Origin of the sequence: Dyadobacter diqingensis (genome assembly GCF_024220585.1) — a bacterium.
GTDB classification, from domain to species: domain Bacteria; phylum Bacteroidota; class Bacteroidia; order Cytophagales; family Spirosomataceae; genus Dyadobacter; species Dyadobacter diqingensis.
Genome location: NZ_JAMXKF010000006.1, coordinates 56,306 through 82,420, shown reverse-complemented (window position 1 = coordinate 82,420; position 26,115 = coordinate 56,306). Strand labels below are relative to the sequence as shown.

Here is a 26,115-nt window from a genome sequence, read left to right as displayed (position 1 = left end):
TTGTCTCCGGTGGTAGACCTGTATTGTTTTGGTTGATATGCATTCCAAAATCAAAAAATACTAGCGGATTTATTCTTTATTTGCATTATTGTAAAACAGAATACAAATCCACCATGAGCAAATTAGACCAGGCATTTTCCCTTTTTGATGCCTACAATCAACAGTCACCTGAGAAAATTGTCTGGGAGGGGAAAGAATATCCCTCTGAATATTTCTACGCCTTAAAGCTGCACGACTGGGTTAAAAAACTGGAACCGCATGCGCCTGAAAGTCTCTTGCTGGCTTCAAGAAGCCAGCATATCGGCAGGTGGGAGATTGCCCGAAAATCATATCCGGACGGACGTGTGGGGTATCTCAAATGGCGCAGCGATCTGGGGAAATTCCATGCCCAGAAAGCAGCCGAAATACTTGCCGAAGTGGGTTATGATGAAACAGAAATCAAGAGAGTAAGGGAGATTATCCTTAAACAGCGCATCAAGCTGGATGAAGATGTGCAAACCATAGAAAATGCGCTCTGCCTGGTTTTTCTGGAATTCCAGTTCGATGACCTGATCGAAAAGCTGAGCGAAGAAAAAATGATTGATATCCTTCGTAAAACCTGGGGGAAAATGAGCGATCCGGGCCAGAACGCAGCCCTGGCGATGCAATACAGCGAAGCTGGCACGGAATTATTGCAGAAAGCGCTGAACCCGGATTCCTGATTTTGGATGGACCGGAAAGCAAAGCCATTTTCTCAATCGCCCTTTAAAATGAATAGTAACTCGGTCTTAAAATTTACAATTTGTATCGTTCCGCCTTTGGCTGTTGGGGCTATTGCCGGATTTTTCACTTCCAAAGCAATTCCTGGCTGGTACGCCACATTAAATCAGCCATCATTTAATCCTCCAAACTGGGTTTTCGGCCCGGTTTGGACGACTTTATACATCCTGATGGGATTGTCGATTTTCCTGATCTGGCGACTTCCCGCAAGCAGTACCCGGACAAAAGCCATGGTAATTTATTATATCCAGCTACTATTGAATTTTTGCTGGAGTTTCCTATTTTTCTACTACAAAAACATGGGATTTGCGCTTATAGAAATATTTCTACTATGGCTGAATATTGTGCTTATGTTATTGTATTTCTATAAGTTAAAGCCGGCCGCTTCTTACATGAATATTCCTTATTTGCTTTGGGTAAGCTTCGCTACTGTGCTCAATGGGGCATATTATTTGCTAAACCAGAATAATCTCTAAGGCTTCATAAAAAACTGGTTTTTCTCCACAATTTAAAATAATATCTGTATATTTTGGTGATTGTAGACATTGTTCGTAATTTTACTTGACAACTTATTCGACAGTAAAAATCCAGATATTGTTACAAATCAATTGATGAATGAGGTTGTTCGGGCTTGGGATGAAAATTTAGGGAATATAATTATTCTTATTTTTTCCGGGTTTGCGCGTCAGTGAATTATGCGATAAGTTGTAAAACAATGCGTTGGAAATTTATTGTAGGTCATGCTAAGGACTATACACTCATTTTTAAATTTTAACACAGTATATCTTAGTTTACTCAACATATGAACCCACGAAAAAATCTATTGGTAATGGACGATGAGCCAAGTATTTGTAAAATACTTGAGCATTTTCTTAAAAAGGACTTTAATGTATTTGTCAAGAATGACGGTGCAGAGGGAATGTTATGGCTTGAAGAAGGAAACGAATGCGACCTGATCATTGCCGACCTTCAGATGCCGAATCTCAATGGCAAGGAGTTCCTTAAAATCACCAGAGCCAGTAATCTATTCGCAGATATTCCTGTCATTATACTATCAGGCTCGGACGAAAGCAGCGAGCGTATACAATGTCTTAATTTAGGTGCAGACGATTTTATGGTAAAGCCCTTCAACCCAGTGGAAGTGCATGCGAAAATCAATGCGATATTGAGACGCAGCAAGAGATATTCCTGATCCCGTAAACCGCAAGCACGATGGAATGGACAAATCAGTCTGAGGGCGTAACCGTAGATACCAAGGTGCCGCCTTCTGCGCAATACCGAATTGCTTACCTAACCAAGGATTTCGAACAGTATCTTTGGTTTTCTGCTAACTACGGAAGCTATTTGCAAATTGAATATTTTGAAGACAAGGAACAACTTCTGAAAGCCTTGCAGGATTATTTCCCCGCAGACGCAATTCTTGCGCACGTGAAGAGTGGCGCCTGGGAATTGCTCGATACCGTGCGAAATAACGCCGGTTTTGGAAATATCCCGTTTATCGTACTGGTGGATAGCCTTAATCCTGCGGTGGTGAAAAATGCCAGGATAAAAAAAGCCGATGACATTTATGCGACGGATTTTGCAGATGGTGACCTGCTGACAAGACTTCACTATTTTACCAAAAGACAATGGTACGTAGCCCGGAAAGCTTCTGAAAAGATTGAATCGGAAAAAAATCATACGCCTTTCTGGAAACGGGCGATCGATGTGATACTCACGGGATCGGCGGTGATCTTGTTGTCGCCGGTTTTTATTCTGGTAGCGCTGTTGATACGTTTTGACTCGAAAGGACCTGTCTTCTATAAATCAAAAAGGGTGGGAGCGGGCTACAAGATATTCGACCTCTATAAGTTCAGAACCATGCGGACGGATGCTGACCAGATGATCAAGAAGATGGCTGCATTCAATATGTACAACGCCAAAACGCCCCAGGCCGAAGTAAAAGCGGAAATGGCAAATCTCTGCGAGGAGTGCCAAAGCGGCGGTTTTTGCAACCGACGTCTGTTTTTAGACGGCAAGGAAATTTGCGAAAAGGTACATCAGGCACAAAAAGAGCAGAAAGCTGCGTTCATGAAATTTCAAAATGACCCAAGGATAACGCGGGTTGGTAATTTTCTTCGCAACACGAGTCTTGACGAATTACCACAGCTGATCAACATTCTGAAAGGAGATATGTCGTTGGTGGGAAACCGGCCACTACCTCTTTATGAAGCCGAAAAACTGACGACGGACCATAACATTCTGCGTTTTGCAGGCCCGGCCGGACTTACAGGCTTATGGCAGGTTACCAAACGTGGTAAAGGTAAATCGGATATGTCTGAGGAAGAGCGCACGGAGCTGGACATCACTTATGCTAAAAACTTTTCCTTCCGTATGGATCTGGAAATAATCCTGAAAACGTTTCCGGCATTGTTTCAGTCAGAAAATGTTTGATCACCGTTCCTGGCTGCTGAAACCGGAACGGCTAACGGTATAAAAGAACCTGTCAAATTGAATAACATCAACTTTACAAAAGCAGTTATGTCAAGAGGTTTTAATCCATTCTTTTTGCACTTCGTCATAGGTTTTGATAACACGCGACGGATTTCCAACAGCAACGGAATAGGGCGGTATATTTTTGGTCACAACAGCTCCCGCGGCAACAACGGAATGTTTGCCGATGGTAACGCCGGCAGTTATAACAGCGTTGGCTCCAATCCAGCAGTCATCTTCGATAACGATCGGGGCAACCGTAACGCCTTGTTTGTGAATCGGCTGGTGAATATCGGTGTAGTTATGATTAAGTCCGCTTGCCACGATATGCTGGGCAAGAATAACATTATTGCCAATTTTAACCGGTCCGATAATAACATTTCCCAGTCCAACCAGAGAATTTTCGCCAATCTGAACTTCTCCCACGCCATTATTAACGGTGCTGAAATCTTCGATCACGGAGTTGTTTCCGATTGAAAAAGGATTGAACGGAACTACATCCATTCTCACCCAGCGGCGTATGATCACCCCTTTTCCTTTTTTGTGATAGAAAGGATTCAGGAATAATTTGACCCAAAGACGTGGACGGGCCTGGTTCGTAGGGATTAACAACCAATGAATGAACTTTTTAAGCTTGGGACTACTCTTGATTTTTTCTGAGAAAGACATAGAACGGGTTTATTTACGGACGTTGAGATTGGTATTTTTTTAAGACAGATATTCTCTTCACTAAAAGCAAAAATAGTTTTTAATAATTTATTTTTTTTCAAAAATTAATGCAGATGAGATACGCAGTGTTTTTGGTTCTTTTTTTTACAATTCATACGACCCGGGCACAGGAGTCTTTGGCAAAAGATATTTCGTACGATTATCTGGACAAATTAATTACGATATGCAAGAAAAACTATCCGCGGGTGAAGATGTATGAAGACCGGGTGGGCATTGCGGAACATGGAATCAAAAAAGCAAAATTATCTTATTTCGATATTTTCTCGGTAGGTTATTTATATAGTCCGAACAACAATAACACGACTTCTTCTCCGAGTTTTTTGGGCGGGTACCAGTTTGGCTTTTTTGCCAATGTGGGTTTGCTGCTTCAAAAACCAAGTTTTATCAAGCAGGCAAAAGGGGAGTATGCGGCTGCTTTGCACGATAAGGAGGCTTACGATCTGAGCATGGAAGCGGAAGTAAAGAAAAGATATTTTACCTATATCCAGAAAGTGGCGGTGCTGCGCCTGCGATCAGCCGCGATACTGGATGTGGAGAGCATGTTGACAAACATAAAACACCGTTTTGAAAAGGGTGAGGAAAGCCTGGATAACTATAATAAAGCACTGATACTTCAATCCGATCATTCTCAGAATATTATTAATGCCGAAGGGGATGTTTTGAACGCGAAGAGTAATTTGGAAGAATTATTGGGACAAAAACTGGAAGATATAAAATGACCGAATTTTTGCAATTTTTAAGATTACTTCAAAGAAATAAAATCACCCTTATCGTGGTCCCGTTGATCACGGTTATTGTTTGTTATTTCCTTGTCAAAAAACTTCCGGATTCTTTTGAGTCGCGTGGGCGTATTGCCACGGGATTGGTGGATAAAACGGATCAGGTGGTGACGAAAGCCAAAGAAGAGCAGGATTCGCAGATTGCCCGAAAATTTGAAAGCCTTATCCAGATGATGTTGCTGAAAAGAACATTGGATCAGGTTTCTTACCGATTGATATTGAACGATTTAAAAGGTACAAAAGATTCGACCTGGCGTGAACCTGTAAAGGAGTTACAGAATATGAGCAAGGGAGAACGTGCAAAAGCGATCGCGCTGATTACGCAAAAATACAAGGCGAGAGAAGAGCTTTTTGTCTGGAAACCTTACGAAAGTTATCTGAACAAGATTATCGAGAACATGCACTATGATGCAGGTTCGCTGAGAGAGAAACTGACTGTTTACCGGACAGGAAGCAGTGATTACATTGACATTCAGTACGAAGCCGAAAATCCGGACTTTACCGCTTATGTGATTAATACACTGGCGCAGGAATTTATCGCGCAGAACTCGTCACGTGTAGTCGATAACAATAAAAAGACGATTGATTTCCTGCAAAGTTTTATGCAGCAGAAACTGCTGGCACTCAACGAGCGAATGAACACTTTGCGGAATTTCAAGATCCAAAACCGGGTGTTAAACCTGAACGAGCAGGCCAAGAGTATTTATGGACAGATGGCTGATTTTGAAACGCGAAGAGAAATCGCGCAAAAGGATATCATTGCTTACGGTGCGGCCATCAGAAATATTGATAACAAGTTCAATCCGTCCGACAGAAAGTATTTTGAAAGCGCACTTACTGAGATTAACCAGAGCATTGTTTCCAGTAAGATCAACCTTAAATCGCTGAACGAAAGGTACATTCAGAGCAATTTTGATCCAAAGGTAAAACTGAGCCTGGACTCTCTGAAAGGCAAGCTGACGGAACAGATATCCTCCGCTGCCGACAAGTATGCCTACAACCCGATGGCATTGAAACAAGACCTGGTTACACAAAAAATGAGTATGGAGATTTCACTGGAACTGGCGAAAAACAGTGTGGAATCTATACAGGGAGAGTTAAACCGACTGAACAGAAAGTTTGACGGACTGGTACCGAATGAAGCTAAAATTCAGGAATACGAGACCAGCATTGATATCGCCAGCAAAGAGTATATCGAAGCTTTGCAGCGTTACAATGAAGCGAGTCTGGAGTTCAGTTTTCCTGTGTATCTGCGCATGATTGAAAAGGCGATTCCTGGCGAGGTTCAGGCTTCGAAAAAGATGGTACTCGTGATCCTTTCCGGTATTATCAGCCTTACCTTTTGTGTTTTTGTTTTCTTCATCCTTTTCTTTCTGGACAAATCGATCCGTTATCCGATGCAGCTGGCCAATGCTACCAACAAGCCGGTGCTGGGTTATCTGAACGCGCTTGGGAAAGAGTCGGATTTGAGCCTCTCGGGCATGAATGCTTCAGATGGCAAATCGATCAAAACATACAAAAATCTGGTCCGGTCGATCCGCTATGAACTGGATAATGAAATTGATGATCCGAAAATTATTTCGATAACCAGCCTTTCGGACGGTGTTGGCAAAACCTCTTTTGTAGTTGCCTTAGCCTGGGCTTTTTCGAAAATTAATAAAACGGTGCTGATCATCGACGGGAATTTTGGTCAGCCTGATATTTCCAAACTGAACCCGGAAGCGGGTCTTTTTGAAAATTACGTCAACAAGAAGAACCTGCCAGAGGCGGTGGCCGGACAAATCAGTATTTTGGGAAACCGAGGGGGCGATATTTCACTGCTGGAACTGGCCGATGAAAGGCAGCTGGCCGATAGCATTCAGGTCTTGAAAACGCAGTTTGATATAATCCTGATCGAGACCGATTCCCTTGCCGCGATGAACAAGGCCAAGGAGTGGATAACTTATTCGGATCGCCTGGTGGCGGTTTTTGCTGCCGGACATGCTATTTCTGCCGATGATCTGTCTAAAATACAATATCTTGATAATTTGGGTGAGAAGTTTTCGGGATGGGTTTTGACAAACACCGAGGATATTCCCGAGCAGGCTGGCAAACTTGGTAAACCGGTAGAAGCATGATAGTGATCGAATACATATGGATAGCGGTGCAGGGGTTAATCGGGTATAATCTGGTTTTTCCCGTGATTTTGCTGCTGATTTATGGATTACGGAATACATTCGGAATTTCCGATAAGAAGGCTGGCTTAGAAAAGCTCCCCGACTACGGGATTATCGTAACCGCCTATGAGCAAACACATCAGCTGCCTGCCGTTGTCAGCTCTTTATTGGAGCTGAATTACAGCGATTACCATATTTATGTGGTGGCTGATAAATGTGACATCACAAATCTGCATTTCAATTCGGATAAGGTTTCATTGCTACGCCCTGAAAAAGTTTTGGGGAGTAATACAAGGTCGCACTTTTATGCGATACGGAATTTTATCAGGCCGCATTCACATCTGACCATTATCGACAGCGATAATCTGACCGATCCTGAATACCTGAATGAGCTGAACGTCTATTTTAACCGTGGATTTCAGGCCGTTCAGGGTGTTCGTGAGGCGAAGAATCTGGATAGTACCTATGCCTGTCTGGATGCTGCGCGGGATATCTACTACCACTTTTACGACGGTAAAATACTTTTCGGTGCCGGTTCGTCCGCTACACTGGCGGGCTCTGGTATGGCGTTCACAACCGCTTTGTACGAAGAATGTCTCGGGCATCTGGATGTTACGGGCGCAGGGTTCGACAAAGTTTTGCAGGACGGCATTGTCAGCAGAAAATACAGAATTGCTTTTGCAGAAAATGCGGTCGTGTACGACGAAAAAACGAGTGGAACTGATCAGTTGGTCAATCAGAGGGCTCGTTGGATCAATACCTGGTTCAAATATTTTGCGCTTGGGTTTAAGATATTGTTCAAGGGAGTTACCGGTTTAAACTGGAACCAGATCTTGTTCGGCCTGGTACTTTTAAGACCGCCGCTTTTCATATTTCTGTTGTTATCGGGGCTGTTTTTGGTCATTAACCTGATTCTGGCACCATGGGTGGCTTTGCTTTGGTTCATCGCTATGACGGTTTTTGTGGCCGGATTTTACATTTCACTGGTGCGTTCTAAAACGGATCCGCGGATCTATAATTCGCTGGTCAACATTCCGAAGTTTATCGCCTTTCAGGTGCTGGCATTATTAAAAGCCAGAAAAGCCAACCAGATTTCGGTGGCAACGCGGCACGGACAGGAAGTGAAACAGAAGTAAAATACGTTTGAGATTATGAAAATTTATCCGGCAAAGTCAGTCAAAAAAGACAAAGCGAGTTATGAGCATTTGTCTCCGCTTCAAAAAAAAACGAGGCAGGCCGCATTGTTGCTGGCATTTGTCAGTGTATTCATTTTTTTCTTTAAAATTCTATTCTTTTAAGTGGAGAAGGACATTCAGATTTTTGTGAAAGACAAAAATGCCCGGGACACTTTTTGGGGTAGGTTAAAGCAGTGGTTTTGGGTTGAAAAGCTAAACAATCCGGTAGGTATTGCTGTTTTACTCTTAATTTCCTTGATTTTTGGCTGGCTGATCGTCAATATGGGAATGATCGCCGGTGTGCTGATACTGGGTGCTCTGATCGTTCCGGCGGTATTGTACGGCATCATTGCCTTCCCGATGTTCGGGATTTTCGTTCTGATGATCATGGCTTATCTGCTCTTCGCCATCATGCGGTTGGGGCTGAATTTTCCGCTGGGTACGGTCATGGACGGGATCCAGTTTTTGCTCATACTCGGCTTCTTCATACACCAAAAGACCAAACCGGACTGGAAGGTTTTCAGCGGCCCGATCAGTTTGATGATCATGATCTGGATTGGCTTCAACATTCTCGAAGTCATAAACCCGACAGCGGAATCACGGCTAGCCTGGCTTTATACGATCCGCTCTGTGGCCGTTGTGATGCTGATGTATTTTGTTTTCATGTACCAGATCAAAACGGTTGCCGCCATCAGAGGAGTTCTGCTTTTATGGCTTGGCCTTGCAGTTATCGCGGCACTTTACGGTTACAAACAAGAATACATCGGTTTTTCGGACGCCGAAGACGGCTGGCTCCATTCCGATCCCAACATTGCTAATCTCTTGTTTATCAACGGGCACTGGCGTAAATTTTCAATCTTGTCCGATCCTGTTGCGTTTTCCTATAACATGGTGGTAAGCAGCATTATCTGTATTGCATTGCTGACTTACGTGAAACAGATTTGGAAAAAAGTCTTGCTTTTTGGTCTTATTGGCCTGTTTTTTTCCGCGATGTTATTTTCTGGGACTCGAGGAGCTTACGTGCTGCTGCCTGCCACGATGGTCTTGTTTTTGATTCTAAGATTTAGTTCAAAGGTTCTGATCTTTACGGGAATCGCGGGCGTTTTCATCCTTTTCCTGATCGTCGCGCCTTCGAGCAATCCCAATATCGTACGTTTTCAAACGGCATTTCAGCCTTCCAATGATGATTCTTTTAACCTTCGGGCGCAAAATCAGAAGCGAATTCAGCCCTATATTCTTGCGCACCCGATAGGCGGGGGACTGGGTGCAACCGGGACCTGGGGAGAACGTTTTGCACCGCATTCGTATCTGGCCAAATTTCCGCCCGACAGTGGTTATGTCCGCGTGGCGGTTGAGCTGGGCTGGGTAGGTTTGCTGATATTCTGCTGCCTGATGTTTTTTATCATGCGTGAAGGAATCAATAACTATTACACGATCAGAAACCCGGAATTGAAGACCTATTGTCTGGCGGTACTGATGATTGTTTTTGCCTATAACATCGGTAACTATCCGCAGGAAGCACTCGTACAATTTCCGTCCAGCATTTACTTTTATCTCGCGGTGGCCTTGATCAATGTGACCAAACGGATCGACGATAATCTGCTCAAAGCAAGTCAACAGGTTAAATAAATCGGAATATTCATTAAAAATAAACAGCGAAAAATAAGGAGTTATGAAAATTGCCCATTTGATACTGGCTCATTCGGATCCGCAACAACTGGGCAGGCTTATTGATCGTTTGCAGCATAAGGACGCATATTTTTTTGTTCACATAGATAAAAAAACAGCCATTGAGCCTTTTACATTTTTGGCCGCGAAACAGCAGGTGTATTTGCTGGAAAACCGCGTCGATGTACAATGGGGAGCATACAGCATTGTGCAGGCGACGATAAATGGTTTCCGGGAAATTGTTGATTCGGGGTTGAAGATCGGTTATGTCAATTTGCTGAGCGGTGCCGACTACCCGCTAAAAAGGACAGAAGAGATCCATCAGTTTTTTGAAACGAATAAAGGACAGCTTTTCATGGAATTTTATTCCGTCGCCAATGAATGGAAGGAGGCTATCCCGCGGCTAACCGAATATCATCTGACGAACTATTCGTTTCCGGGAAAATACCATGTGCAGAAATGGCTTAACCGCCTGACTCCTGTGCGGAAAATGCCAGATAAGCTGGTAGCAGTCGGGAGGTCCCAATGGTTTAGTATTCCAACGGAGGCTGTCAGATACATTCTGGATTATTTGAAAAGTCATCCCGAAGTACAGCGTTTTTTCAAGCTGACCTGGGCGCCGGATGAGATTATTTTTCAGACTATTTTATTCAATTCGAAATGGAAGGAGAAAATGGTTAATAACAATTTGCGGTATATTGTATGGGGGCAGGGAAAGGCAAGTCCGGACATTTTTACCGAAAAAAATGAGTCGGAGCTCTTTGCTTCAGAGGCATTGTTTGCAAGAAAATTTGCTATGTTAAAATATCCTGAAATACTGGATGCATTGGATCGAAAGGATCAGGTTAAACCGTCCGGTCGTTAATTACTCACGTTATATAAAAGAAGATTATGGATATTATCATTACCGGACAGCAGGCCTGGGATGTGGAAATTGGAAGCAATTGCAAAAATATAGCACTGGAATTCAGTAAAAATCACCGCGTGTTGTATGTCAATTCTCCCCTGGACAGGATCAGTTTGTGGAAAAATGGTAATGACCCCAAAATTGTCAAGAGAAAGAAAGTTGTCCGGAAAGAACTAAATGGTCTGGAAGTGATCAATGAAAACCTGTGGGTGCTCTATCCGGACCAGATGATCGAATCCATTAACTGGATCAGTTCTAACGGTATTTTTGATTTTTTTAATAAAAGAAACAACCGGATTTTTGCCAAAAGTATTGAAAGTGCAGCGCAGCAGCTAGGATTCCGTGATTATATCCATTTCAACGACAACGATATTTTCAGGAGCTTTTATCTGAAAGACTATCTGAATCCGAAGTTATCGATTTACTATTCGCGCGATTATATGCTGGCAGTTGATTACTGGAAAAAACACGGCAGGTCGTTGGAACCGTTGTTGATTGCGAAAAGTGATATTTGTGTTGCCAATTCTACATACCTGGCAGATTATTGCCGGAAGTATAACGAACAATCCTACTATGTCGGACAGGGCTGTGATCTTGATATTTTCATGGATGGTGTTCACGCGGCCCAGCCGGAGGATATTCAGCCGATCAGGAAACCGATTATCGGGTACGTAGGTGCGTTGCAAAGCCTTCGGCTCGACCTGGAATTGCTGCGGCATATTGCCGTTTCCCGGCCGGAATGGAGCCTTGTGCTGGTAGGTCCGGAGGATCATGAGTTTAAGCAAAGCGGATTGCATCACCTGAACAATGTCGTTTTTACAGGCTCAAAGAATTTTGACGAACTCCCGGCTTATATCAATTCATTCGATGTGTGTCTTAACCCGCAGCTCTTGAACGAGGTAACGATTGGCAATTATCCCCGGAAAATTGATGAATATCTTGCCGTAGGCAAACCCACGGTCGCAACGAAAACAGACGCCATGAGCGTTTTTGCGGAACACGTTTATCTGGGAGAAAACAAGGAAGAATATGTGCAGCTGATTGAAAAAGCGCTGGCCGAAAACTCTCCTGAGAAGGCTGACGCCCGCAGGGCATTTGCAAGCTCGCACACCTGGGAAAATAGTGTGGGCGAGATTTACAAAGCGATTGCGGGAGCCAAAATCTGAATTATTTCAGGTAGTCGAGATTAAATTTCAGATGCCGGTATAAATGTCTTAGTTGGGTGAGGAAAAAGTTATCACTTTCCCGCCACAGGTTGCGTTTCATAGTGCTTGGCTCAGCTTCTGAATTTTTCTGCACAAACAGACCGGTGAAATCCTTGTAGAACATCGCCTTTCCGTTGTTTTTCAGAAAGGACATCATCATGCTGTATTCCGTTACGTCGCCCTTAACGCCTTCAGTATATCGCCCGAACTTCTTGAAAAAGCTTGTCCGGCGCAAATGTGGGTGGTCGCTGTACACATAAAACTTCTGATATCCGGGTTTCCATACTTTAAAATCGATCTCATAAAAGCCGTGATCAGGATTTTTTAGATAAGGATATTCAAAATAGGCATAAAAGCGGACCATGTCGAGTTCAGGCTTGTCATGGATCAGTTTTAACGCATTTTGAAAACTTGTCGGAAATAGGGCTGTTGGCGTAAAATCTTCCTGCACGTAAAGTGTAAAAGCCGTTTTCACTGCATCCTGCCCCTTATTGATGTTGTTGCCGAGTCCTTTATTCTGCGGCGTCGTGATCAGCCTGAAATCAAATTTCTTTTGAAGCTGGATCAGGTAATCCACATGCTCCGGTTTGCTCCCGTCGTCGGAAACGACCACATCTTCAAACTCGCAATGGAGATCCTTAAACGAATGGAAGAGTTGTTCAAGAGACTGGCTGCGGTTATAATGCGTAATCAGCAGGGTGACCTCCTTAAAAATATATGTGTTGCTCATGATTGATGCTCAATTACTTCATAAAAGCCAGATCCAGTGTGTTTTTCAGCCAGCGGTAGCGCAGGTATCCCTGACGCATCAGTTGCACAGCCAGATTTTTACTTAACCGCCAATCCGGACGCTCCATGGTACTGGGCTCGTCGGAGGAGTTTTTCTGATAAAATAATTTGGTAAATTCATTATAAAAAAGGCCCTTTCCTTTGTTTTGAAGGAAACTGATTGCCATTTTGTATTCAGTAAGATCTCCTTTTATTCCTTCCGGATATCGTCCGAATTTCTCAAAAAAATTACTGCGGCGCAGATGTGGGTGGTCGCTGTAATAGTAAAATTTTAAATGGTTCATGTCCCAGAAAGAGTAAACCATCTCGGAAAAACCTTTTTTAAACGGTTTGAGATTGGGGTAGGTAAAGTAGGCGTAAAACCTGACGATGTCCCATTTCGAATCCTCCCGCATAAAAGTCAGGGCGTCTTCAAAATGTGCCGGAAAAATATCGGCGGGCTCAAAATCTTCCTGCACATAAAGCGTGTAGGGCGACTTCACGGCGTCCTGCCCTTTGTTAATGTTATTGCCTAATCCTTTGTTGACAGGCGTTGTTACCAGTTCAAAATTGAAACGACCGGTCAGTGCCTGAACTTTTGACAAATGTTCAGGGCGGCTTCCGTCGTCGGAAACTACGATACCAGCGAAGGTACAGTTGAGCTTTTCGAAGGAAGTTAACAGCCTTTCCAGCGATTCACTCCGGTTATAGTGCGTGATGAGCAGCGTCGTGTCGGGGTATATATGCTTCATAATTGCTTAAAACAAGGATAAATAGTCGCGCATACCTTTCATCTGCCTTTTGGCACGATTCAAAAACGCGTTGAAAATACTTCCGTCGTCAAGCAGTCTGCGTGGCGAAGTAAAAACAGTGGCTTTGGAATCACTTACCATTTTGAGCTTACCGGCTGTTTTCAGGTTTAGCGCCATGCGCCCGTCTTCCGCTTCATTTTCATAATCACTTCCCACGATGTTCGCATAAATCCTGGAACCGCTCACTTTAAAACCTCCTGTGGTCCGGCCAATTTCCGTGACAAAACCCATGTTAAACCCATAAACATTGAGGTATTCCCGGTTCTTTTTCCGGATCTGAATCATCACACCGGCAAATTTCTCATATAGCCAAAGTCCGAATCTACCCTGATTTTCCGGAGGGATAAATGCGTAATTTCCATAAACACCCGTGATGCCTGAGTCTTTCACCATCGGAGCCACCATCAGGTCAATCCAGTCGGGCGGGTAAAAAGTGTCGGAATCTGCACAAAGGTGATATTTTCCACGGGCCTGTTCAAGGCCCATCTGCCGGGCGAAGGGAGTTCCCTGCACCGTCTGCAAATAATTACGGACTCCAAGCGTGTCCAGCACATTTTGCGTCCCATCGGTTGAGTTGTTGTTAACCACCACAATTTCAACCTTGTACCTGGTATTGCTCGCAGACAGCGACGAAAGCGTCCTGTAAATATTGTTTTCTTCGTTCCACGCCGGGATCACAACCGATATGTCCGGTTGCTCGGCTTTGAAATGACTGATGGCCGTTTTAAGATGATCGATTTCGGGAATCGTCAGATCCTGAAATTTTTTGTTCTTAAAAAGATGGGGCAAAATCCATTTTGGCAAACCAAATAAGCTCATGTCTTTATTAATTTCAATGATTATGCTGAGACCGTGGTTGTAAATCTGTTATCAATGTTTGTCAGGATGAAGATCAAATAAATACAATTTAATGTCCGTACCCACATCTCCTGCCGGGTAGCTGTCTTGCAGGCTTCCCAACGACGAGACTTTATCATAAACTTTTTTAAATGCGTTCACCTTGTAATAATACCACGCCGGCTGGTTTTCAATATCGCCTATCTTCAAGCCATTGTAGGGTTTAAAGGCATACCAGAGCCGCTTGTTCTCTTTTATCTTACTAAAATCGCCCGACAGATTTTGAAAATAGCTGTCAAAATCATGCGAAATGGCCCGGACATCGCTCCCGAAAATGGTTTTAAACCGGAAATCATAAGCCTCCTGATAGTACAAAAACGAGGGCAGATTATTCCAGTAAACATAGACCACATCACCAGTTTTGTAATGCTCCTGAAGGTGTTGCATCGCCTCCCGCTGTCTCGATTTTTTATAATCACCGAAAAGATCGGTGTTGATCACCTGTCCTGCTGAATTTACCAAAGGTGCAGCAAGAAGAAAAACCAGAAACAGATTTTTTAATAAGCCTGATATCGGACGATCATAGATATCTTCTATCCCTTTGGCGATCACAATGATAAAAATAGGAGCCAGGAAGACCGTCAGTCGTTCGCGCAACGGATAAAATTCAAGAGAAGAAGCAGCCAGCGCGAGCATAACGGGACAAGCAAGCAGCAATAATTGTTTTTTATTATTTCTAAAAAGTGCCCAAAGGCCAAGCAAACCTGTCAGGATAGGCAAAAATGGCATTCGCGCTAATACTCGTACGATAGGGTTGTAATCATGGTTGTAATCCAGTTCATGCCAGGTAAGTCCTATGGGGTATTTTACAAGCGAATAAATCTGGCTGAAAGGCCATAACAGGTCCTGGATAGAGCGCGGAGGAAGCGGCATAAAGGCGTTTCTATTCCGCCAGAATTGTACCAGCCACTCTTCTTCCGGAAATCGGCTGATGAACAGGATGTATTGGACCAAAAAGCTAACCAGCCAAAGAGAAAACGGAATAAGATATAGAAAGAGCAGTTTCCATTCCTTTTTAATCAGCAAGGTAAGGCCGATGGCACCGCCGATTCCCGCCAGTACGAACAACGAAGAAAAGGAAAACCACAGAATAATGGCGCCGCCCAATCCCCAAAGTAAAAGATCTCCAATAGCGGTTGTACTATTAAAACGCACATACAGCAATAAGCACAAAACGGTGGCTAGAAATTCCGTCCCATATTGTTTCAGCTCAACAGCGTGGTAAACAAGAGGAGGAGCCAAAGCCACTACGGCAATCGCCGCCAGAAAACTAGCTTTTGATTTCAAAAAATGCCTGGCAACGGGCACAAAGGCAAATAAAGCCAGAATACCGCAAATGAACGGGAAAAGCCGTAGGGATAACTCCTTTTTATCAAAGAGAAAAACACCCAGTTTGGAAAGCCATAAAAATCCTATTGGTGCTCTTTGTTGATAATCAAGTGGTAGCGTGGCCAGTTCAGTGAAATTCATTCTGATCAGACTGGAAGCGAGAAAAACTTCGTCTTCCCACAATGACCGGTTATTAAAGTAATGAAATACACGAAGAAAAACTCCTGCAAAAAGAATAATGATAAGAAGCGGAAATGTACTTTTGTAAAAGTTTGTAGAAGAGTTAATACTTTTTGCCATACGTTGAGTAAATAATTTATAAATAAAGTGTTTTTCAAACTATTTATAAAGCGCTGGTAGCAAATTACTCATTTATTTCGTAGAAATAATTCGCGCAGGCTGCAATATTTCATAAAAAAAATAACGTATTTGCATCCCTTCTAAAACGCATTCGCAATCAACTGACTCATCGTTAAATGGCATTACAACTTTTACAAAAGTTACAAAATAAGCATTTTCTTTCTTTGGCGGGCAATGGCATTATGTCGGTATTGGGGATGCTCAATATGATTATCCTTTATCGGGCACTGCCGGTTGCGAGTATTGGAATGTGGGTCTTTTTTCTTTCTATTTTACTTTTGGTTGATACTTTCCGGTCGGGTTTTTTAACAACAGCTTTTATCAAATTTTATGCGGGAGCCAGCCCGGAAAGAGCCCGGGAGGTCGTGGGTTCGGCCTGGTTTATCGGTGGTGCCATTACCGCGATTCTGGTGTTGATCAACATCCCGGCTTATTTCTTTATTTCTTATCTGGAAAACCCGTCCGTTGTCTTGTTTGTCGAGTGGTTCGGGATTATTTATGTTGCTTCATTGCCGTACTTTATTGCCTCCTGCGTGGTGCAGGCTGAGCAGCGGTTTGATCATTTGTTATACATCCGTTTTTCGAGCCAGGGTATTTTTATACTTTTTGTCATCTTCATGGCGCTGACCAAAACGGCGACTTTGCAAAATATCATTTATGCCTATCTTGCCGGTGCGTTTTTAACGAGTCTGTTTACCATATTTATGGGTTGGGCACGTGTCTCTTCCTTTAAATACCGAACGCCGGCCTGCATCAGCGAAATTTTTCATTTTGGGAAGTACAGTGTTGGTACCACGTTAAGCTCTAACCTTTTTGGGACATCCAATACGATGATCATCAATTTCATGCTCGGACCATCTGCTTTGGCGGTTTTTAACCTTGGACAGCGTTTGATGGAAATTATCGAGATTCCGCTGAGAAGTTTTGCTGCGACCGGAATGCCCGAATTATCGGCGGCCTATAACGCAGGGAACAAGGAATGGGTCATTGATACCATGAAGCGGTATACAGGCCTTATCACAGTAGCTCTGTTTCCGGTATGCCTGGGAGCAGTCGCCCTCGCGGACGTCGCGATTGCGATCATCGGGGGGAGTAAGTATGTGGATTCTGAGGCAGCCAACATCATGCGTATTTTTATGACGTTTGCCTTGTTGTATCCGATGGACAGGTTTTTTGCCCTGACGTTGGATGTCATCCACCAGCCTAAAATCAACTTTATCAAGGTGCTGGTTATGCTGGCAGCCAGTGTCGGCTCTTCGTTTATTGGTATTTTCCTGACCAACAGCATTTATGGTGTCGCGCTTGCGGGGCTTATCCCCACGCTGATCGGCGTAGGAGTGGGGTATTGGGGATTAAACCGGTTTCAGCCATTTAATATATTCAGTATTCTGACAACCGGTTACGGACAGGCAGTTATGCTGCTGAAAAGTTACTGGTATAAATTGTCGGCAAAGTAATTTTGAAAGACAGAGGGTTTGAAGTGAAGCTTGTATAGATTATTCATTGATAATGAAACTTAGAGGGCAACAGATTATCATTTTTGGCTTACCGCGTTTTGATTCAGAAATAGAATCTACAAGTTATACTTCTGCGAAATTACTGGCCAGGGAGAATTTTGTCTATTACGTCGAAAATCCCTTTACAATCAGGGACTACTTCAATCTGAGGAAAGGGAGGGAATTTGAGATTCGCAAGGGACATTTTTCATTACAGGATCATAAACTGATCGATACGGAAGTTCCTAACCTCAAAATTATTATTCCGCCTATTCTGGCTTCGATCAATTTTCTTCCGGAAGGCAAAGTATTCAGGGCTGCGCTGAAAGTAAATGAATATCTGATCCGCTACAAACTGAAAAAGGTTATCGCCTCCTACAAACTCAAAGATTTTATCTTCATCAATTCTTTTAATTTTCATTACCCCAATATTTCAAAAGGCCTCCATCCGCGCCTGACGGTCTATCACTGTCTGGATCCGATGGCTCTGCCCTTCAATTTACGTCATGGGGTGGTTTCTGAGCGGATTTTGGTTGAACAAAGTGATGTGGTGATTTGCAGCAGCCGGCAATTATTTGTAGAAAAGAAAGAACAAAACCCCGGGACTTATTTTGTGGCCAACGCAGCCGATCTGGAACACAGCAGCAAAGCGTTGAACCCGGCGCTTCCGGTATTCCCTGAAATTGCAAAGTTGAAAAGTCCTGTGATCGGGTATTTTGGAGCCATTGAAAGGCGGATGGACTACAACCTGCTGAGAGAGGTCGTGAAAAGAAATTCTGAAAAAACATTCGTTTTCGTCGGTCCTGTTTCTTCCGAATTTGTCCCTGACGACTTTTATGATTTTCCAAACCTCGTGTTTTTAGGTCCGGTAGAATATGCCGACATGCCGGCGGTTATCAAGGGGTTTGATGTGGCGCTCATTCCGTTTAAGAAAGACGACATCAGCCACGCCATTTTTCCGCTTAAATTATTTGAATATCTCGGTGCCGGAAAGCCGGTGGTAGCCATTGATTTCAATAAGGATTTGGCAGAATTCACAAAAGGAAGCGTTGATTTCTGTGCAGATCCTGAGAGTTTTTCCAATGCTATTAACCTGGCATTAGAAACAGATTCAAGCGAGCTTCGGGAGAACCGGGTAGCCATTGCTGCTGAAAATACCTGGGAAATCAGGATCAGGGAAATAGCTGACCTCATTGATGATCATTTGAAAAAATGAGAACTTTCAGGCCAGATTGAAGGTGATCCGGAATATGTTTCTGCCCGTTTGCTGATCGAGGGAATAGGTAAAATGATCGGAAGCTTTTGCAATAATCATCAATCCGAAGTGCTCACTCGTGTTGATAAGCAGCTCCGGCATTTCTACATCTTCGATTTCTTCAACCAGAAAAAACGCGCTGTTGCTGGTCTCCGTGTAAATCCGGAGCGAATCCATGCCGTTTTCATAAACATCAAAATGCTGGTTTAGAAAAGGTGCTGCAACAGGCCAGGATAATCGCTGGCTTCCGTTCACTTTCAGGAAAAGCGGATTCCCAAAATCTTCTTTCTCGATGATCAGGAATTTTTCTCTCAACTTAAAATGAAACAGCGTTTCTGTTGTTCCTGCATGTTTGGCACCGTTAATGAGCAGCTCGGTGAGTGCCCATTTCACTCTGGACTGAATATCTTCCGGCACCACCCGCAGCTCTTCCGAGTCCTGCATGTGTTTCATACAGATGCTTAAAACAGAAGAAACATCTTCGGCTTTATTTGAGAATTGAAACGACTTCTGGTACCGGTAATTATTCATTTATTGATTTAATGCGTCCATCGCCTGATCAAAGTTTTTGTAAATTTTGAACACTTTATCCATGCGGATCAGCGTCAACAAATTTCTGACATCAGGCTTTAATGCAACAAGATATATATCGGTTTTCCGGGGCATGGCATATTTCAGCGCCACGACCAGACTGCCCAAAAATGAGCTGTCAATGTAATTGACATTTTCAAAATTCACGATGATCAGTTTCGTTCCTTCAACAATGAGGGTGATCATTTCTTCCTTAAATTTGTCTGCGTTGGCCAGGCTTGCTTCTTCGGGCAAAATCGTTGCCTGCGTGATGTCCTGAACCTGATTAACTTGAAGTATCATGTGGGTTATGTGAATGGGTTATTGTTTCTCTATAAAAATTATGCTCGCGTCGTCCATCTGGTTGCTGTCGTTGATTTGATCCAGCACATTGGATTTTATCAGGTCAAAGCTTGTTTCTTTTCCAAAATATGGACTGACCTTTTCGACAAAAAAGGGGTAGTCGCTTTTCTTTGAGCCGTTGGAAGGAATATCGATCATGCCATCCGTGAAAATGACGAGCTGGTCACCAGGTTGCATGGATACAATCTGTTTGTCATAAAAACCATCTTCCAGCAGCCCTAACAGCAATCCCGAGGATAACAGCATATCGGTTTTTTGATCCTGTTTTTTGAAAAGAATCAGCGGCAAATCCCCGGCACCCGTGTAATGGACAGCTCCTGTCTGGCTATCCAAAAGAAGCAGGGAAAGGCTGGACAAAATATTCTGAAGGCTCTCATCCAGGAAAACCAGTTTGTTTATTTTTTGTACGATGGTATCGAGCGCGAAGTCATTGTCGAGCACACAAAAGCGAATGGCGGCGCGGATATAACTCAGAAAACCAAAAGTGAAAAACCAGGCTTTCCATTTTTTGCCCATGATGTCGCCCAGCAAGGCAAAACAATATCGGTCGTCAACCTGTATAAAATCGATAAAATCACCTCCCGGATAGCCCAGATAACCCTTATGCCAAAAGTTAATCCTGAAACCGGAAACTTTTGGATTAGTCGTCGGGATCGATTTTACGTTAAGCGTTTCCGCTGCTATTTTTAGCTCCCTGATCGATCTTATGTGTTCATTTTCAAGCGATTTGATGATGTTATTCAGCTTGGAAATGATAACCGGCATCGGTGTTTCCTTATTGATATAATCCAATGCGTTCATATTCAGACCTTCCAGCACCAGCGAGTTGTCGGTGAACGAGGTGAGGAATACGAAAGGAATATCGCGTATGTCGGGGTTGAGCAGAACGGTATGGCGGAAGTCAAAACCATTGATCTCCGGCATATCATAATCGGATAAAATCAGATCAGGCGTTTCTGTTTGCAGTAACAACAGCGCCTCCGTCGCAGAGTCGCAGAGCACACAGATGTAACCCGCTTTTTTCAATGAAGCCTCCATCACCTTACGGAACATAAGGTTATCTTCAACGATCAGTATTTTTTTTACCTTGACAGGAGGATCTGGAAACGTCATCATTTTTTGTTGAAATTTAAGACAAAGAGGAGAACTCCCCCAAAAATAATGAGTAAAGAGACCAGATCCATGATTGTGACCCCGTCATTGGCGGTAAAATAGAAAACCGTAAATATTTCAAAGCTTGGAGGAGCGGGCATGATGATCATCGCAAAGCCGACCACAATTAGCAAAATAGCCAGAATGAACATCACCACCTTCTGTATGGCATTTTTTCGAAGGTAGTTTTTACTGATATTGCTGTCAATTTTTGTTTCAGAAAGTAGTTTTTCCAGCCCTTCCAATAATTCTTCGCGCGACAAACTATTGTCCTGGTCGAGGGCGTCGTAAGGTTCAAGCTGTTTTGCTGAAAACTGTGACTTTTGAAATGCGTCAGCTATTTGCTGCTGGTAATTTTTTGAAACCTTGCTGTCGACACTGGACTGTTCTATTACTTCAATCAGTTCCCTAACTTTTGAGTCAAGTAATGAGTTTTCAGTCTCACCGGATGACGGGTTGCCCGGTTTACTGCCTGAAATTCTCTTAATGTCTTGTAAGCGTGGTATTTTCACCTGATCGATTTTATGAGATTGTGTCAATTACTACAAGCCAACGTAGATGATTTTCGATAAAATCTTCGCTAAGGCCTCTATATTTTATTTAAAGCTAGGTTTTTATTATTAATTTTGAAATACTTCTACAAATCAAGGAAATTAATTCTTCATTTTAACGCAAAAATTAAGTCGTCACCTGCTATCTGATGAAAAAAGTTTCTATCGTTACAGTTAATTTCAATCAACCCAAGGTTACAGAAGATTTGCTTAAATCATTGGATGAGGTTAATACCTATCCGAATATTGAAATTATTGTTGTCGATAATGGAAGCAAAACAAATCCTGTACCTGAATGGGAAAAAAAATACCCGGATGTAATTTTTATAAGATCGGAGCTGAACACAGGGTTTGCCGGAGGAAATAATATCGGGCTCAGGCAGGCGAGCGGAGACTATTATTTTTTGATCAATAACGATACGGAAGTCACTGCTGATCTGATAGAAAAGCTTGTCAACATGCTTGAAACAAATCCGCGCATTGGTGTTGTTTCTCCAAAAATCCATTACTTCGATCAGCCCGGAATGCTGCAATATGCAGGATATACGCAGATGAATTACTACACAGCCAGGAATGCCTGTATTGGACAATTTGAGGAAGATAAAGGGCAATACGATTCATTGACCGGCCCGACAGGATATGCACATGGTGCCGCAATGATGCTCTCGGCGGAGGCAATCCAAAAGGCGGGACTTATGGCTGAAAATTACTTTTTGTACTATGAAGAACTCGACTGGTGCGAACGGATCAGGCAGGCAGGTTATGAAATTCACGTAAACCTTCAGGCGCTTATATACCACAAGGAATCCGTTTCCGTAGGAAAAAAAAGTGCGTTGAAGGAGTTTTTTATGAACCGCAACAGGATATTGTTTATTCGTAAAAACACGCCTGTCGCCACATTTTCAATCTTCTGCATCTATTTTCTGTTGTTGGTTATTCCCAGAAATCTGCTGAACTATCTCATCCACAAGGAATATAATTTTATCCCTGTTTTTTTTAGAGCTATCACCTGGCATTTTACCAATGCGACGGATAGTAATCACCTGGGTTATCCTATAAAATTTTAATTTATGAAGATTCTTTTCTGGCTTAGTTTATTCATCGTTTTTTATACTTTTCTTGGCTACGGGATCCTTCTTTATTTTCTGGTAAGGATCAGGCGGATACTCAAAGGAAAAAGGGTTTTGCCAGGTCTTGATCAGGACTTTCCGAGCTTAACCCTCGTGGTAGCGGCGTATAATGAAGAAGATCTCATTGTAGAAAAAATTCAAAACACGCTGTCTTTGAATTATCCGGCCGATAGGCTTAGGCTGTTATTCATTACAGACGGGTCAAATGACAAAACTCCCGATCTGATTGCACTTTACCCACAAATAAAACTCATGCATTCGGCCGCTAGAAATGGCAAGATCCATGCGATCCACAGAGCGATGCATGAGGTCGATAGCGAGGTTGTTGTGTTTACGGATGCGAATACGTTTTTAAATAAGGATGCATTGCTGCTTATTGCGCGCCATTACGCTGACCCGAAAGTGGGAGCGGTATCCGGCGAAAAGCGGGTGATGCAGGACGCAGTTTCTGATGCGACAGCCGGCGAAGGATTTTACTGGAAATACGAATCAACCCTCAAAAAATGGGATTCTGAGCTGTATTCGGTTGTGGGCGCGGCAGGGGAGTTGTTCAGCGTTAGACGTTCACTGTATCAGCAGGTCGAATCAGATACGATTCTGGACGATTTCATGATCTCAATGCTTATTGCGCAGCAGGGATATCGTATTATTTATGAGCCGGATGCTTATGCTTCAGAGCTGTCGTCAGACAATATCAAGGAGGAATTAAAACGAAAAGTACGTATTGCAGCGGGAGGTATTCAGTCTATCCTTCGTCTGGAAAAACTTTTCTTCCCGTTCAGTTTTCCGTTGTTGTGGTTTCAATACATCAGCCATCGTGTGCTTCGCTGGACCATAACACCTTTTTTAATGATCCTGGTATTTATCCTGAATGTACTGATCTGTTTTCAGTCGGGAAGTGTCATTTACTGGCTGATTATGGCTGGTCAGGTGTTTTTTTACGGCGCTGCTTTTGCCGGTTGGATACTGGAAAAGAAGAAAATCAAGGTGAAGGCTTTGTTTGTTCCTTACTATTTCTGCGTGATGAATTATGCTGTGATTGCAGGTATTCAGCGTTATTATAGGGGAAGCCAGAGTGCGGCCTGGGAAAAGGCCAAGCGAAAAACGGCATAGATCACCATAGAAAAAGCCTCAGCATTCACGAAGTAATCTGAGGCTTTTTAATATTGGGCAACAGACTTATTACTAAGCCAGGTTTCCTAATTTTACCGCTTCTTCTTCAAGAATCGGGACGATATGCTCAACATCTTTATTGATCTTCAGATAATGCTCTATCAGATCCTGAGTGTCTTTTTCATTGTGAATATCTTTTTCCAGTTCTTCCACTTTTACACGGATAGCAGTCAGTCCGGCCATTGTGAAAGACGGTTTAATTCCATGAACTACACTTGCAGCTTCGGCAATGTCCTCTTTTTCTATCAGCGCTTTAAGGCTTTTCCAACGTGGCAGCGAATCAGACAAAAAGGCTTCGAATATAATTTGTACAATAGATGCGTCGTCACCGTAAATCTGGGTGAGGTAACTGACATCGAGCGCAGGATTAAGTGGTAGAGCCATTAAGATATATTCTTTTAGGAATTTTATGGTGTTAAATAATTTTAAACTAGTGAATTATAATAGCGAATTTCCTGACTTTTTCCCAGACTGGAAATAACCATATGGAATACATTATAACTAGGTAAATTTATAAGTAGTTATGATATTATTTTGTAGTATCCCTTAAATAATGTTAAAATTATTAGAACGAAATCAGAAGTGTGCTGAAATACAACCTGTTTCAAAAAACATGTTGTGACTACTTAACACCTGTTTCTTTGATTTCTTCCTTTTTTACCTCTTCTTCCTTGGCTTCGTTTTTAGCTTTTTTCTTAAAATATCTTCTGAAAAGGAAATTCTGACGTAAGGCTAGCATGTTTTCATCAAGCTTGGCTGTACTGGTTTCCAGATTTTGAATCGTCGTTTTTAGGTTCGTTGCGGTAGCTTCGTCATGAAGAAGAACACCGATCGGGCTTTTGGAGTTTGAATTAATGTCGGCGCTGGCTGCTTTCAGATTATTCACCATAGCATTGGCAGAGGCTACCGTCTCGTTCAGGCGCAGCATTGTGGCACGTACATCATGCATAATGATTGTGTCGGTAGCGAGGTCGTTGGCGAGACCACCTTTTTGATTTAACTTGGTACTGTAAGCCGCTAACGACGAGGTAAGCGTTTGTGCATTCTGAGATGCTTTTTTCAGGCCAGCCAGTGTTTCATCGACATCGCGGTATAATCTGTCATCATTCAAAAGCATACCAACCGTACCCCTTCCTTCAAGGATATTCTTGCTGATTTTCTTAAAGGCGTCGGTGATCGACAAAAGATTCTTGTTGTTTTCTGAAAGTACGCTAAGCATTTCCTCTGTGCTTTCCACCTTTGCCACAGCCAGTTCGTCGCCATCTTCTATCGACGGCACTTTCTGAGTTCCTCCGTAAATAACGATGATCTTATTTCCGATAAGTCCATCGGTGCTTACCTTTGCAAGCGCATTTTTTCTGATAAATTCCTGAGATTTCTCCTCGATGTTCAGCATAACTTCCACCTGCGAGTTGGTCAGGAAACGGAGTGATTTTACCGTTCCGATTTTAACCCCTGAATACCAGATATTATTTCCGGCTTTCAAACCATTGACATCATCAAAAATAGTTTTCACGGTTATATTGGATGAAAAAACTTTTTTCATGCTTCCAATCGTAAGGACTCCAACAAGTAAGATAACCAATCCTATTATTACGAAAAGACCAACTATGACGGAGCGTTTTCTATTGCTTGTTTCCATTATTATTGAATAAAATTATAATCGTAAAAACTCTTAACTCTTTCTTCATTCGAAGCAAAAACTTCATCGAATGTTCCGGTTTGCAGAAACTGGCCATCAAGGAGCATGGCTATTCTGTCACCGGTTTCTCTTGCACAGGTCAGATCATGGGTAATGATGATCGCCGTGGTTTGGTATTTTTCCTTAACCTCATTGATAAGCTCGTTGATCTCGATACAAGTGATCGGATCCAGCCCCGCTGTAGGTTCGTCATAAAGCATAATTTCCGGCTTTAAGATAAGCGTACGGGCAATACCAATGCGTTTGCGTTGTCCACCCGAAAGCTGAGACGGCACCTGGTTGATCGTCTGGGAAAGTCCCACCGATTCCAGAACGGACTCAACCTGTTCATTAATTTCGGCACGGGTAAGGTTTGCCACATTTCTCACGAGTGGGAATTCGAGATTTTCACGCACCGTCATGCTGTCGTACAAGGCACTGTTTTGGAATGAAAATCCAATTTTCCGTCTCAATGCATTAAGCTCCTGACCTTTTAAACCGGAAACTTCCTGTCCCAGTACATTCACCGAACCTTTATCCTGTTGTAGCAGTCCGACGATTATTTTAATCAATACGGATTTTCCGGTACCGGACCGACCGAGCACCACTACGTTTTCTCCTCTGTAAACATCAAGGTCCACGCCGTTCAGCACATGTAAATCGCCAAACGATTTATACACGTCCCTGATAGAGATGATCGGATCCTCTTGTGTTGTATCGTTTTTCAT

At 42.9% G+C, this 26,115-nt stretch carries 26 protein-coding genes; 14 read left to right on the top strand and 12 right to left on the bottom strand.

Annotation, left to right across the window (positions count from 1 at the left end; genetic code table 11):
* Positions 1-113: 113 nt before the first annotated feature.
* From M1L62_RS17465 to M1L62_RS17450, 4 genes are all read left to right on the top strand, one after another.
* Positions 114-701, top strand: a complete 588-nt coding sequence (locus tag M1L62_RS17465) for a DUF4202 domain-containing protein (protein WP_254560903.1) — start codon at positions 114-116, stop codon at positions 699-701.
* A gap of 48 nt (positions 702-749) precedes the next feature.
* Complete coding sequence (locus M1L62_RS17460) at positions 750-1,235, top strand: TspO/MBR family protein (protein WP_254560902.1); 486 nt, start codon at positions 750-752, stop codon at positions 1,233-1,235.
* A 326-nt stretch (positions 1,236-1,561) separates the two neighbouring features.
* A complete protein-coding gene (locus M1L62_RS17455; RefSeq protein ID WP_254560901.1) occupies positions 1,562-1,951 on the top strand; it encodes a response regulator transcription factor in 390 nt (129 codons plus the stop codon).
* A 20-nt stretch (positions 1,952-1,971) separates the two neighbouring features.
* Positions 1,972-3,192, top strand: coding sequence for a sugar transferase (locus M1L62_RS17450; RefSeq protein ID WP_254560900.1), 1,221 nt, complete (start codon positions 1,972-1,974; stop codon positions 3,190-3,192).
* Between the two features lie 90 nt (positions 3,193-3,282).
* Here M1L62_RS17450 and M1L62_RS17445 read toward each other — a convergent pair whose 3' ends face one another.
* Positions 3,283-3,900 carry an acyltransferase gene (locus M1L62_RS17445; RefSeq protein WP_254560899.1) on the bottom strand — a complete coding sequence of 206 codons (618 nt, stop codon included), beginning with the start codon at positions 3,898-3,900 and terminating at the stop codon, positions 3,283-3,285.
* Between the two features lie 113 nt (positions 3,901-4,013).
* Here M1L62_RS17445 and M1L62_RS17440 point away from each other — a divergent pair, with 113 nt between their 5' ends.
* From M1L62_RS17440 to M1L62_RS17415, 6 genes are all read left to right on the top strand, one after another.
* Positions 4,014-4,679 carry a TolC family protein gene (locus M1L62_RS17440; protein ID WP_254560898.1) on the top strand — a complete coding sequence of 222 codons (666 nt, stop codon included), beginning with the start codon at positions 4,014-4,016 and terminating at the stop codon, positions 4,677-4,679.
* Positions 4,676-6,856 carry a GumC family protein gene (locus M1L62_RS17435; RefSeq protein ID WP_254560897.1) on the top strand — a complete coding sequence of 727 codons (2,181 nt, stop codon included), beginning with the start codon at positions 4,676-4,678 and terminating at the stop codon, positions 6,854-6,856. Before M1L62_RS17440 ends, M1L62_RS17435 begins: the two co-directional genes overlap by 4 nt.
* On the top strand, positions 6,853-8,031 hold the full coding sequence (locus M1L62_RS17430; protein ID WP_254560896.1) for a glycosyltransferase: 1,179 nt from the start codon (positions 6,853-6,855) through the stop codon (positions 8,029-8,031). Before M1L62_RS17435 ends, M1L62_RS17430 begins: the two co-directional genes overlap by 4 nt.
* A 162-nt stretch (positions 8,032-8,193) precedes the next feature.
* Entirely contained in the window at positions 8,194-9,699 is a 1,506-nt protein-coding gene (locus M1L62_RS29585) for an O-antigen ligase family protein (protein ID WP_254560895.1), read from the top strand.
* A gap of 43 nt (positions 9,700-9,742) precedes the next feature.
* Positions 9,743-10,603, top strand: a complete 861-nt coding sequence (locus M1L62_RS17420; protein ID WP_254560894.1) for a beta-1,6-N-acetylglucosaminyltransferase — start codon at positions 9,743-9,745, stop codon at positions 10,601-10,603.
* Positions 10,604-10,629: 26 nt separating this feature from the next.
* A complete protein-coding gene (locus M1L62_RS17415) occupies positions 10,630-11,811 on the top strand; it encodes a glycosyltransferase (protein WP_254560893.1) in 1,182 nt (393 codons plus the stop codon).
* A gap of 1 nt (position 11,812) precedes the next feature.
* Here M1L62_RS17415 and M1L62_RS17410 read toward each other — a convergent pair whose 3' ends face one another.
* From M1L62_RS17410 to M1L62_RS17395, 4 genes are read right to left on the bottom strand one after another with little or no spacing between them, the layout of a single operon-like run.
* A complete protein-coding gene (locus tag M1L62_RS17410) occupies positions 11,813-12,580 on the bottom strand; it encodes a glycosyltransferase (RefSeq protein ID WP_254560892.1) in 768 nt (255 codons plus the stop codon).
* A 13-nt stretch (positions 12,581-12,593) separates the two neighbouring features.
* Complete coding sequence (locus M1L62_RS17405; RefSeq protein WP_254560891.1) at positions 12,594-13,370, bottom strand: glycosyltransferase family 2 protein; 777 nt, start codon at positions 13,368-13,370, stop codon at positions 12,594-12,596.
* Positions 13,371-13,376: 6 nt separating this feature from the next.
* Positions 13,377-14,249: a glycosyltransferase family 2 protein gene (locus M1L62_RS17400; protein ID WP_254560890.1), complete on the bottom strand. Its 873-nt coding sequence runs from the start codon at positions 14,247-14,249 to the stop codon at positions 13,377-13,379.
* Between the two features lie 51 nt (positions 14,250-14,300).
* Complete coding sequence (locus tag M1L62_RS17395) at positions 14,301-15,956, bottom strand: glycosyltransferase family protein (RefSeq protein ID WP_254560889.1); 1,656 nt, start codon at positions 15,954-15,956, stop codon at positions 14,301-14,303.
* 176 nt (positions 15,957-16,132) lie between these two features.
* On the opposite strand from M1L62_RS17395, the gene M1L62_RS17390 reads away from it, so the two are divergent.
* Entirely contained in the window at positions 16,133-17,473 is a 1,341-nt protein-coding gene (locus tag M1L62_RS17390; protein ID WP_254560888.1) for a lipopolysaccharide biosynthesis protein, read from the top strand.
* Between the two features lie 52 nt (positions 17,474-17,525).
* Positions 17,526-18,728 (top strand): glycosyltransferase, encoded by a 1,203-nt coding sequence (locus M1L62_RS17385; RefSeq protein ID WP_254560887.1) that lies wholly within the window; start codon positions 17,526-17,528, stop codon positions 18,726-18,728.
* Between the two features lie 6 nt (positions 18,729-18,734).
* Here the strand turns inward: M1L62_RS17385 and M1L62_RS17380 are convergent, their stop codons facing one another.
* The 4 genes from M1L62_RS17380 to M1L62_RS17365 are packed head-to-tail and all read right to left on the bottom strand — an operon-like array spanning position 18,735 to position 21,364.
* Positions 18,735-19,298: a hypothetical protein gene (locus M1L62_RS17380; RefSeq protein ID WP_254560886.1), complete on the bottom strand. Its 564-nt coding sequence runs from the start codon at positions 19,296-19,298 to the stop codon at positions 18,735-18,737.
* Entirely contained in the window at positions 19,299-19,640 is a 342-nt protein-coding gene (locus M1L62_RS17375) for an STAS domain-containing protein (RefSeq protein ID WP_254560885.1), read from the bottom strand.
* An 18-nt stretch (positions 19,641-19,658) separates the two neighbouring features.
* Positions 19,659-20,816 (bottom strand): response regulator, encoded by a 1,158-nt coding sequence (locus M1L62_RS17370; protein ID WP_254560884.1) that lies wholly within the window; start codon positions 20,814-20,816, stop codon positions 19,659-19,661.
* Complete coding sequence (locus M1L62_RS17365) at positions 20,813-21,364, bottom strand: hypothetical protein (RefSeq protein ID WP_254560883.1); 552 nt, start codon at positions 21,362-21,364, stop codon at positions 20,813-20,815. Before M1L62_RS17365 ends, M1L62_RS17370 begins: the two co-directional genes overlap by 4 nt.
* A 188-nt stretch (positions 21,365-21,552) precedes the next feature.
* On the opposite strand from M1L62_RS17365, the gene M1L62_RS17360 reads away from it, so the two are divergent.
* Both M1L62_RS17360 and M1L62_RS17355 read left to right on the top strand, forming a co-directional pair.
* Positions 21,553-22,470: a glycosyltransferase family 2 protein gene (locus M1L62_RS17360; protein ID WP_254560882.1), complete on the top strand. Its 918-nt coding sequence runs from the start codon at positions 21,553-21,555 to the stop codon at positions 22,468-22,470.
* A 3-nt stretch (positions 22,471-22,473) separates the two neighbouring features.
* A complete protein-coding gene (locus tag M1L62_RS17355; protein WP_254560881.1) occupies positions 22,474-23,646 on the top strand; it encodes a glycosyltransferase family 2 protein in 1,173 nt (390 codons plus the stop codon).
* A 72-nt stretch (positions 23,647-23,718) separates the two neighbouring features.
* Here the strand turns inward: M1L62_RS17355 and M1L62_RS17350 are convergent, their stop codons facing one another.
* From M1L62_RS17350 to M1L62_RS17340, 3 genes are all read right to left on the bottom strand, one after another.
* Complete coding sequence (locus M1L62_RS17350) at positions 23,719-24,090, bottom strand: Hpt domain-containing protein (RefSeq protein ID WP_254560880.1); 372 nt, start codon at positions 24,088-24,090, stop codon at positions 23,719-23,721.
* A gap of 238 nt (positions 24,091-24,328) precedes the next feature.
* Entirely contained in the window at positions 24,329-25,252 is a 924-nt protein-coding gene (locus tag M1L62_RS17345) for an MlaD family protein (protein ID WP_254560879.1), read from the bottom strand.
* Between the two features lie 98 nt (positions 25,253-25,350).
* Positions 25,351-26,115 (bottom strand): ABC transporter ATP-binding protein, encoded by a 765-nt coding sequence (locus tag M1L62_RS17340; protein ID WP_254560878.1) that lies wholly within the window; start codon positions 26,113-26,115, stop codon positions 25,351-25,353.

Coding starts and splice junctions, on each gene's coding strand:
- M1L62_RS17450 (WP_254560900.1), top strand. CDS start 1,972: ATGGAATGGACAAATCAGTCTGAGGGCGTAACCGTAGATACCAAGGTG.
- M1L62_RS17400 (WP_254560890.1), bottom strand. CDS start 14,249: ATGAGCTTATTTGGTTTGCCAAAATGGATTTTGCCCCATCTTTTTAAG.
- M1L62_RS17375 (WP_254560885.1), bottom strand. CDS start 19,640: ATGATACTTCAAGTTAATCAGGTTCAGGACATCACGCAGGCAACGATT.
- M1L62_RS17405 (WP_254560891.1), bottom strand. CDS start 13,370: ATGAAGCATATATACCCCGACACGACGCTGCTCATCACGCACTATAAC.
- M1L62_RS17355 (WP_254560881.1), top strand. CDS start 22,474: ATGAAGATTCTTTTCTGGCTTAGTTTATTCATCGTTTTTTATACTTTT.
- M1L62_RS17430 (WP_254560896.1), top strand. CDS start 6,853: ATGATAGTGATCGAATACATATGGATAGCGGTGCAGGGGTTAATCGGG.
- M1L62_RS17455 (WP_254560901.1), top strand. CDS start 1,562: ATGAACCCACGAAAAAATCTATTGGTAATGGACGATGAGCCAAGTATT.
- M1L62_RS17420 (WP_254560894.1), top strand. CDS start 9,743: ATGAAAATTGCCCATTTGATACTGGCTCATTCGGATCCGCAACAACTG.
- M1L62_RS17340 (WP_254560878.1), bottom strand. CDS start 26,115: ATGAAAAACGATACAACACAAGAGGATCCGATCATCTCTATCAGGGAC.
- M1L62_RS17345 (WP_254560879.1), bottom strand. CDS start 25,252: ATGAAAAAAGTTTTTTCATCCAATATAACCGTGAAAACTATTTTTGAT.
- M1L62_RS17380 (WP_254560886.1), bottom strand. CDS start 19,298: ATGAATAATTACCGGTACCAGAAGTCGTTTCAATTCTCAAATAAAGCC.
- M1L62_RS17385 (WP_254560887.1), top strand. CDS start 17,526: ATGAAACTTAGAGGGCAACAGATTATCATTTTTGGCTTACCGCGTTTT.
- M1L62_RS17390 (WP_254560888.1), top strand. CDS start 16,133: ATGGCATTACAACTTTTACAAAAGTTACAAAATAAGCATTTTCTTTCT.
- M1L62_RS17440 (WP_254560898.1), top strand. CDS start 4,014: ATGAGATACGCAGTGTTTTTGGTTCTTTTTTTTACAATTCATACGACC.
- M1L62_RS17435 (WP_254560897.1), top strand. CDS start 4,676: ATGACCGAATTTTTGCAATTTTTAAGATTACTTCAAAGAAATAAAATC.
- M1L62_RS17350 (WP_254560880.1), bottom strand. CDS start 24,090: ATGGCTCTACCACTTAATCCTGCGCTCGATGTCAGTTACCTCACCCAG.
- M1L62_RS17465 (WP_254560903.1), top strand. CDS start 114: ATGAGCAAATTAGACCAGGCATTTTCCCTTTTTGATGCCTACAATCAA.
- M1L62_RS17395 (WP_254560889.1), bottom strand. CDS start 15,956: ATGGCAAAAAGTATTAACTCTTCTACAAACTTTTACAAAAGTACATTT.
- M1L62_RS17460 (WP_254560902.1), top strand. CDS start 750: ATGAATAGTAACTCGGTCTTAAAATTTACAATTTGTATCGTTCCGCCT.
- M1L62_RS17445 (WP_254560899.1), bottom strand. CDS start 3,900: ATGTCTTTCTCAGAAAAAATCAAGAGTAGTCCCAAGCTTAAAAAGTTC.
- M1L62_RS17415 (WP_254560893.1), top strand. CDS start 10,630: ATGGATATTATCATTACCGGACAGCAGGCCTGGGATGTGGAAATTGGA.
- M1L62_RS17370 (WP_254560884.1), bottom strand. CDS start 20,816: ATGATGACGTTTCCAGATCCTCCTGTCAAGGTAAAAAAAATACTGATC.
- M1L62_RS17410 (WP_254560892.1), bottom strand. CDS start 12,580: ATGAGCAACACATATATTTTTAAGGAGGTCACCCTGCTGATTACGCAT.
- M1L62_RS17360 (WP_254560882.1), top strand. CDS start 21,553: ATGAAAAAAGTTTCTATCGTTACAGTTAATTTCAATCAACCCAAGGTT.